At 62.3% G+C, this 8,407-nt stretch carries 8 protein-coding genes; 2 read left to right on the top strand and 6 right to left on the bottom strand.

Going from position 1 to position 8,407, the window contains the following annotated elements:
- Positions 1 to 278 precede the first annotated feature (278 nt).
- Positions 279 to 545, top strand: coding sequence for a sel1 repeat family protein (locus EOB59_RS16030; RefSeq protein ID WP_013532614.1), 267 nt, complete (start codon positions 279 to 281; stop codon positions 543 to 545).
- A gap of 392 nt (positions 546 to 937) precedes the next feature.
- Entirely contained in the window at positions 938 to 2,059 is a 1,122-nt protein-coding gene (locus tag EOB59_RS16025) for an ABC transporter substrate-binding protein (protein WP_127810906.1), read from the top strand.
- A gap of 89 nt (positions 2,060 to 2,148) precedes the next feature.
- On the opposite strand, the gene EOB59_RS16020 is transcribed toward EOB59_RS16025, so the two are convergent.
- From EOB59_RS16020 to EOB59_RS35660, 6 genes are all read right to left on the bottom strand, one after another.
- Positions 2,149 to 4,131 (bottom strand): acetyl/propionyl/methylcrotonyl-CoA carboxylase subunit alpha, encoded by a 1,983-nt coding sequence (locus EOB59_RS16020; protein WP_128288778.1) that lies wholly within the window; start codon positions 4,129 to 4,131, stop codon positions 2,149 to 2,151.
- 52 nt (positions 4,132 to 4,183) lie between these two features.
- On the bottom strand, positions 4,184 to 4,528 hold the full coding sequence (locus EOB59_RS16015; protein ID WP_236382870.1) for a hypothetical protein: 345 nt from the start codon (positions 4,526 to 4,528) through the stop codon (positions 4,184 to 4,186).
- A gap of 69 nt (positions 4,529 to 4,597) precedes the next feature.
- Positions 4,598 to 4,969: a hypothetical protein gene (locus EOB59_RS16010; RefSeq protein ID WP_127322446.1), complete on the bottom strand. Its 372-nt coding sequence runs from the start codon at positions 4,967 to 4,969 to the stop codon at positions 4,598 to 4,600.
- Between the two features lie 39 nt (positions 4,970 to 5,008).
- Positions 5,009 to 5,377 (bottom strand): hypothetical protein, encoded by a 369-nt coding sequence (locus EOB59_RS16005; RefSeq protein ID WP_127269365.1) that lies wholly within the window; start codon positions 5,375 to 5,377, stop codon positions 5,009 to 5,011.
- 195 nt (positions 5,378 to 5,572) lie between these two features.
- On the bottom strand, positions 5,573 to 7,180 hold the full coding sequence (locus EOB59_RS16000) for a carboxyl transferase domain-containing protein (protein ID WP_127810904.1): 1,608 nt from the start codon (positions 7,178 to 7,180) through the stop codon (positions 5,573 to 5,575).
- A gap of 2 nt (positions 7,181 to 7,182) precedes the next feature.
- Positions 7,183 to 8,346: an isovaleryl-CoA dehydrogenase gene (locus tag EOB59_RS35660; RefSeq protein WP_127396810.1), complete on the bottom strand. Its 1,164-nt coding sequence runs from the start codon at positions 8,344 to 8,346 to the stop codon at positions 7,183 to 7,185.
- Positions 8,347 to 8,407 lie beyond the last annotated feature (61 nt).

Raw genomic sequence — 8,407 nt, 5'->3', positions numbered from 1 at the left:
GCGCATCGCCTTTGTCTGCCGTGGTTAGCGAAGTCTTGCCCCCGCGCGAGAAAACTTTCGTCAAATTTGAGGCAAGCAGGCTGAATTGCTGGGTTTGTATCCTTAACGAATTTCGGCGTTTACCTCTTGTTTTAGCTTTGTTTTCCTCAAATTAAGCACGCCATTTAACGACGGATTCAAGCCTGCACGGCATTCTCGAAAGCATCGGAAGAGCAGCCGGCAAGACGAAAGAAGGCAGCTCTCGGGAGCCTGACAGGGCCGGAAAACAGGGGATTGAAATGGCACGTTTTGAAATGCTTGAAGCAGGTTTCGGCGCCATGGGAGCAACTGCTCAGGCCGACATCCTTTTCGAACTGGGCATGATGTATGCGACCGGCCGCGATTGCGAGACCGATGTCGTTGCCGCCCACAAATGGTTCAACATCGCCGCAATCAAGGGCTCGGCCCGCGCCGCCGAGCTGCGCTCGGAACTGTCGGCCGCCATGTCGAAGGTCGAGATCGCCACGGCGCTGCGCGAAGCCCGCGAATGGATGACCATGCACTGAAATCTGCCAATCGCAGACAGATCCATCGAAGACAGGGAAGCTCCGGGATCAAGGCCGCACAGACGGCCAGACCCGGCGAAATTGAAGGCCGCGCAAGACGGTCACGAAGGCAAGGGAAAGAACGCGGCAGGCCGCAAGGCCCAGTCGTGCGCGACACAGGGAAGCTGAGCGGATTTTTAGGCGCGGGGGCGCCTGGAGATTGCTCGACGGGCAAAAAAGCCGCGACCAGCCGGAACAAGGCTGGCGTGGCTTTTTGCGTGGATGACGTCTTGCAGGCCCAATCGAGCGGCGCCAATGCGCCTAGACAGGCTCAATGAAGGGTGAAATTGTCCGGCCTCTCTGGAAGAAGCGCGGCCGGGGCGGCCGCGCGTGAGTGGAGGAGTTCTACCATCATGAAAAAATTGAGTATTTTGAACGCGGCCATATTCGGCCTGATGTTGAGCACGCCGGTCGCACTCGCAGACGACATCACCTTTGCGGTGGTGGGCCCGATGACAGGACAGCTCGCCACCATCGGCGATCAGTTCAAGCAGGGCGCACAGGCTGCCGCCGATGCGATCAACGCCGCGGGCGGTGTCGACGGTCGTCAGATCAAGCTGAGCATCGAAGACGACCAATGCGATCCCAAGCAGGCCGTGTCGGTTGCCAACCGCGTCGTCGCCGATGGCGTCAAGTTCATCGACGGCCATGCCTGCTCGGGTTCCAGCATTCCGGCCTCGGCTGTCTATGCCGAAGCCGGCGCCTTGATGATGAGCCCGGCCTCGTCAAACCCGGTGCTGACCGATGCGGCAGCCAAGGCCGGCTGGCCGACGATCATGCGCCTTTACACGCGTGACGATGCGCAGGGCGCCTTCATCGGCCCATGGATCGCCAAGAAGTTTGCCGGCAAGAATGTCGTCGTCCTGCATGACAAGAGCGCCTACGGACAGGGCGTGGCTGACGCCGTCAGGGCAACGATGAATGCCGGCGGCCTCAAGGAGGTCTATTATGACGGCATCAACGCTGGCGAGAAGGACTATTCGGCTCTCGTCACCAAGCTCAAGGATTTGAAAGCCGACGTTGTTTATTTCGGCGGCTACCATCCTGAAGCCGGCCTGATCCTGCGTCAGTCGGCGGAACAGAACCTGAAGTTCCAGCTGATCATGCCGGACTCCATCGCCTCGCCGGAATTCTGGCAGGTTGCCGGCCCGGCCGGCGAGGGCACCATGTTCGTCTTCCCGTCGGATCCGCAGGCAAAGCCGGAAGCCAAGGCAGCCGTCGAGAAGATCAAGGCCGGTGGTTTCGTGCCGGAGGGTTTCACGCTGTTCTCTTACGCCACCATCCAGGCTTTCGCCGAAGGCATCAAGCGTGCCGGCAGCGACGACCCGGCCAAGGTTGCCGAAGCGTTGAAGAACGGTACGCCGATCAGCACCGTTGTCGGTGATGTCACCTTCGACGAGAAGGGCGACCTCAAGAATGCCAGCTACGACATCAACCAGTGGCATGACGGCAAATACGCGCCGATCGCGCAGTAATCGCCACCCTGGCGACTGGATGGCATAGAGAAATGGCCGGGTTCATCCCGGCCATTTTTTTGCTTCCCCTGTCGTGGCCTTCCGAACCGTCAGCTCACTGCTGTGGTCGCGGCGTTGTGCTCCTCGACGAACCGCACCAGCACCGTTCCGTCGGTGACCTGTGCGCCCTCTGTGGCGATCTCGGCGATCACGCCGTCATGCGGCGCGGCGATGGTGTGCTCCATCTTCATCGCCTCGAGGATCAGCAGCGGCTGGCCTTTGATCACCGTATCGCCTTTTCCCACGCGCACCAGCTTGACCAATCCCGGCATCGGCGCACGCAGGCTGCCGGTGCTTGCCGCCGCCTCATCGGCCCGTGCCAACGGGTCCGGCACGGCGAAGGTGTAGCCGACGGCGCCTTCGAACACGGTGATATGGCCTGGCCAGCGGGCGAGGCGCGGCGTGGCGCGAAAATCATGCGAATTGGTGTCGCCATAGGGTTTGTCCAGCGCGACCTGGAATCGTCCGTCCGCCCGCACCGAAACCTTCGCCGCGATATCGTCTTCGCCGAACTTCAGCCATGTGCGTCGCGCCACGCTGTGGAAATGGGCATAGCCGACAAGCGACGACCACGGATCGTCGGATGACGGCGATGCTCCGGCCCCGGAGGCCGCAAGGGCGGCGGCAGCAATGGTTTCGTCGCTCGAAGGCGGGACGGTCGTCAAGGTTTCTTGGTGTCTGCCAATCAGGCTGGTGTCGACATCGCCTGCAGCGAAATCCGGATCGGCGGCCAGAGCGGCGAGAAAGGCGGTGTTGACCGTCGAGCCGGCGATCTCGGTCCGGGATAGCGCCGCGCCAAGCGCTCCCAGAGCCCCCTGACGGTCCGTGGCGTGGACGACCAGCTTGGCAATCATCGGGTCGTAATAGGGCGAGATGGCGTCACCCGCCCGCACGCCTGTCTCTATGCGCATCGTGGCGCATTCGGAGGCCGCGTCTGGAAATTTCAGATGGTGCAGCGTGCCCGTTGCCGGCAGAAAACCTTTCGTCGCGTCCTCGGCATAGATGCGCGCCTCGAAGGCATGGCCGACGAGCGCGATCTCGCTTTGCGTCTTCGGCAGCTTTTCGCCGCTGGCGACCCGCAACTGCCACTCGACCAGATCGGTGCCGGTCACCATTTCGGTGACCGGATGTTCGACCTGCAGGCGGGTGTTCATCTCCATGAACCAGAAGCGGTCGGCTTTCAGGCCCTGCGAGGCATCGACGATGAACTCGATGGTGCCGGCGCCTGAATAATTGATCGCCTTGGCGGCCTTCACCGCCGCATCCGTCATCGCCTTACGCAAAGCCTCGGTCATGCCGGGCGCGGGCGATTCCTCGATCACCTTCTGGTGGCGGCGCTGCGCCGAGCAGTCGCGCTCGTAGAGATGCACCACATTGCCGAAATTGTCGCCGAACACCTGCACCTCGATATGGCGCGGCTTGTCGACATATTTTTCGACCAGCACGCGGTCGTCGCCGAACGCGGCTTTCGCCTCGCGCCGCGCGCTGGACAACGCCTCGGAAAACTCATCGGGATGCTCGACCCGGCGCATGCCCTTGCCGCCGCCGCCGGCGCGCGCCTTGATCAGCACGGGATAGCCGATCTCGCGTGCCTTGGAGGCAAGCAGCACGATTTCCTGCGCCTCGCCATGGTAGCCCGGCACGACCGGCACGCCGGCCTTTTCCATCAGCCGCTTGGCCGCGTCCTTCAACCCCATGGCCCGGATCGAGGCCGCCGACGGGCCGATGAAAATCAGCCCCGCCGCCACCACCTGGTCGACGAAATCGGGATTTTCCGACAGGAAGCCGTAGCCGGGGTGAATGGCTTGTGCGCCCGTTGCCAGGGCCGCGGCGATGATCTTGTCACCGCGCAGATAGCTTTCGCCGACGGGCGAGGGGCCGATATGCACCGCCTCGTCGGCCATCTCGACATGCAGGGATCTCGCATCGGCATCCGAATAGACGGCGACAGTGCGCACACCCATCTTGCGCGCCGTCCGGATGACACGGCAAGCGATCTCACCGCGATTGGCGATCAGGATCTTGGCGAACATGGAGCCTCCCGGTTTTGCCTCGGGCAGCAGCGCCATTCTGGCAGGCGCCAGCCTATTTGGAGGCAGCGATCTCGCAGGCGCCGCCGGTCGTGACCTTGTAGTGGCCGCGGGTTGACTGACAGGATTTCATCGCCAACTCTTCGGCCCTCTTTTGAGATGGTGCGTTGAGGTGACCGCCGCAAACTATGTACGACGACATTATCCGCGCGTAGGGCGTGGTTGCGTACGCTGAATGGCCACCGGCCGCGACATAGGCCTTGTAGGTCTTGGTGCAGGGATCCTTGGGATTTCGCGGCAGGTACGGCGGGAAACGCTTGTCTCCCTCGCTTCCAGTGAGTGAGCCGGCCATGCCCGCGCCGCACGCGGCGACCGTCAGCAATCCGGCCAATATCGCCATGGCTGTTCGCCTGGAATTCGTGGATTTCATCTTGTCTTACCCAACGAGAAAAACCGGGCGTTTTCCGGCCTATTTGGACGCGGCGATGCTGCAGGCGCCGGCAACGGTAACCTTGTATTTGCTTTTGCTGGCCTGACAGGATTTCAGTGCCAGTTCCGCAGCCGCCTTCTGCGACGATGCATTCAGCTTCACGCCGCAAACGAAGTACTCGGTCGCCGGAACGATTGGCGTCGCCGCGAAAGCCGAATGGCCTGCGGCTGCGAGATACGCTGCGTAAGCCTTCCCGCAGCCCCCGGTGGTTCCTATAGGAATGGTCACTGGGTAGCGCACGTCGCCCTTGCTGCCTGCCAGCGATCCGGCCATGGCGGCGGTGGGGGCCGCCACGATCAGCAAGCCTGCCACTATAGAGGTGGCTGCTCCTTTGCAGGTCCAGGATTTCATACTGCTTCCCCCATTCGCAAAAAAGTCTCGGCTGGTTGCTTATTTCGATGACGAGATTGCGCAGCCGCCACTCGCGGTCTTGAGCTTCCACCGTGTCAAGCCGGCTTGGCAATTGCGCAGCGCCGTCTCTTCCGCCGCCTTCTGGGACGGCGCGTTGAGCTTCGTCCCGCAGACAATGTAGAGGTCGACGACACGCGAATAAAAGGTTGTAGCGTAGGCCGAATGACCGCTCGCCGCGACATAACCCTTGTAGGCAACGTTGCATTCGCCCGAACCCAAGGTCGGCGGAAAACGCACGTCTCCCTTGCGTCCTGCGAGCGATTCCGCCGAGCCGGCGTCGGTCGCTGTTAATATTAGAAATACAGAAAGTATCGAAGCAGCCGTTCCCTGGCAATATTTCAGTTTCATTTTCAGCCCGTCCCCATTGCCCCATGCTGGATAAGCAGTAGCGAATATTTTGCCTCGCCGCCAGTTCACTGTTTGAGAATCGAAGCCGCTTATGCTGATGAATCGATTGGCCCATACAGTTCAGCCTTTTCGCACGGCAGCAACGGCCTGCCGCTATAGTTCCGCCGTTTGGCCGTCGAAGTTGACCGTCCATTCTCACATCCGAAACACGCCAAAGCGCGTGTCCTCGATTTCGGCGTTGAGCGCAGCGGACAGGCTGAGCGCCAGCACGTCGCGCGTCTTCGCAGGGTCGATAATGCCGTCGTCCCAGAGGCGTGCGGACGAATAGAGCGGATGGCCCTCATGCTCGTATTTCATCAGGATCGGCTTCTTGAATTTCGCCTCTTCCTCGGCGCTCCATTCTCCGCCCTTGCGCTCGATGCCTTCGCGCTTGACCATGGCAAGCACCGTTGCCGCCTGCTCGCCGCCCATCACCGAGATGCGGGCGTTCGGCCACATCCACAGGAAGCGCGGCGAATAGGCGCGGCCGCACATGCCGTAATTGCCGGCGCCGAACGAACCGCCGATGATGACAGTCATCTTCGGCACCCTGGCGGTGGCGACCGCCATCACCAGCTTGGCGCCGTCCTTGGCGATGCCGCCTGCTTCATATTTTCGACCGACCATGAAGCCGGTGATGTTCTGCAGGAAGACAAGCGGGATCTTACGCTGGCAGCACAGCTCGATGAAGTGCGCGCCCTTCACAGCGCTTTCGGAAAACAGCACGCCGTTGTTGGCGATGATGCCGACCGGCATGCCATGCAGATGGGCAAAGCCGGTGATCAGCGTGGTGCCGTAGTTCTGCTTGAACTCGTCGAATTCGGAACCGTCGACGATGCGCGCGATCACCTCGCGGACGTCATAGGGCTGGCGCAGGTCGGTAGGCACGATGCCGTACAGTTCATCCGCGGGATGAAGCGGCGGAATCGATTTCTGTAAGTTCAGACTTACAGTCTTGTTCCGATTCAGGTTTTTGACGATGCGTCGGCAAATGGCGAGCGCATGGTCGTCGTCGAGTGCATAGTGGTCGGCAACACCGGAAAGCCGCGTGTGCACATCGGCTCCGCCGAGATCCTCGGCGCTGACGTCTTCACCAGTGGCCGCCTTCACCAGCGGCGGACCGCCGAGGAAGATGGTCGCCTGGTTGCGCACCATGATCGTCTCGTCGGACATCGCCGGCACATACGCTCCGCCCGCCGTGCAGGAACCCATGACGCAGGCGATCTGCGGAATGCCTGCGGCCGACATGTTGGCCTGGTTGTAGAAGATGCGGCCGAAATGCTCACGGTCGGGAAACACCTCGTCCTGGTTGGGCAGGTTGGCGCCGCCGCTGTCGACGAGGTAGATGCAAGGCAGATTGTTCTGCAGCGCGATCTCCTGCGCCCGCAAATGCTTCTTCACGGTCAGCGGATAGTAGGTGCCGCCCTTCACCGTGGCGTCGTTGACGACGACCATGACTTCGGTGCCTTCGACGCGGCCGATGCCGGCGATCATGCCGGCCGAAGAGATCTCCTCGCCATACATCGACCATGCCGCGAACTGGCCGATCTCGAGGAAGGGCGAGCCGGTGTCGAGCAACTGGGCGAGACGCTCCCGCGGCAACAGCTTGCCGCGCGAAACATGCCGCTCGCGCGCTTCCTCCGAGCCGCCGCGCTCGACGGCCGCCGCCTTCTCCGCAATGTCGGCGACCAGCGCCCGCATGCGCTCGGCATTGGCGCGGAATGCCTCGGAGGAAGGAGAGATCTGGGTTTGCAATGTGGCCATACCTACACCCCCTCGGCCATGATCTCGCGCCCGATCAGCCAGCGACGGATTTCGCTGGTGCCGGCGCCGATCTCGTAGAGCTTGGCGTCGCGCAGCAGGCGGCCGGTCGGATAGTCGTTGATATAGCCATTGCCGCCAAGCAGCTGGATGGCGTCGAGGGCCATCAGCGTCGCCTTCTCGGCGGCAAACAGCACGCAGCCGGCGGCGTCCTTGCGTGTCGTCTGGCCGCGGTCGCAGGCGGCGGCAACGGCATAGACATAGGCGCGCGCGGCATTCATCACCGTGTACATGTCGGCCAGCTTGCCTTGCACCAGCTGGAACTCGCCGATCGCCTGGCCGAACTGCTTGCGCTCATGCACGTAGGGGATCGCCACGTCGAGGCATGCCGCCATCAGGCCGATCGGGCCGCCGGCAAGCACGGTGCGCTCATAGTCGAGGCCCGACATCAGCACCTCGACGCCACGGCCCTCCTCGTGCAGCACGTTTTCGAACGGCACTTCGACATCCGAAAAAACCAGTTCGCCGGTATTGGAGCCGCGCATGCCGAGCTTGTCGAGCTTTTGCGCCACGGAAAACCCGGCCATCGCTTTCTCGACGATGAAGGCGGTGATGCCGCGCGATTTCAGGTCCGGGTCGGTCTTGGCGTAGACGACCAGGGTCTCGGCGTCAGGCCCGTTGGTGATCCACATCTTGGTGCCGTTGAGCACGTAGCGGTCGTTGCGCTTTTCGGCACGCAGCTTGAGCGAGACGACGTCCGAGCCGGCGCCGGGTTCCGACATCGCCAGCGCGCCGACCCGCTCGCCCGAGCACAGTGGCGGCAGGAATTTTCCCTTCTGCGCTGGCGTTCCCCAGCGGTTGATCTGGTTGACGCAGAGATTGGAATGAGCACCATAGGAGAGGCCGACCGAGGCCGAAGCGCGCGAGATTTCCTCGACGGCGATCACATGCGCGAGATAGCCCATGCCGCTGCCGCCGAAATCGGGATCGGCCGTGATGCCGAGCAGGCCGAGCGCACCGAGTTCACCCCACAGATGCGCCGGAAATTCGTTCGAGCGATCGATGTCGGCGGCGATCGGAGCGATCCGGTCCTGGGCGAAGCGCCGCACCAAGTCGCGCAGCGCCTCGATCTCCTCGTCATGCCCGAAGCTGAGTGTGTTCGTGTACATGCCGTTCCTCCCCGCGCATGACCCCGAAAATCGACTTTGATTTTCGGGGTCATGCGCAAAA

Source organism: Mesorhizobium sp. M7A.F.Ca.MR.176.00.0.0, from assembly GCF_004023165.1.
Taxonomy (GTDB): Bacteria; Pseudomonadota; Alphaproteobacteria; order Rhizobiales; family Rhizobiaceae; genus Mesorhizobium.
The sequence above is the reverse complement of the archived record's forward strand: the minus strand, read 5'-3'. Positions and strand labels throughout refer to the sequence as shown.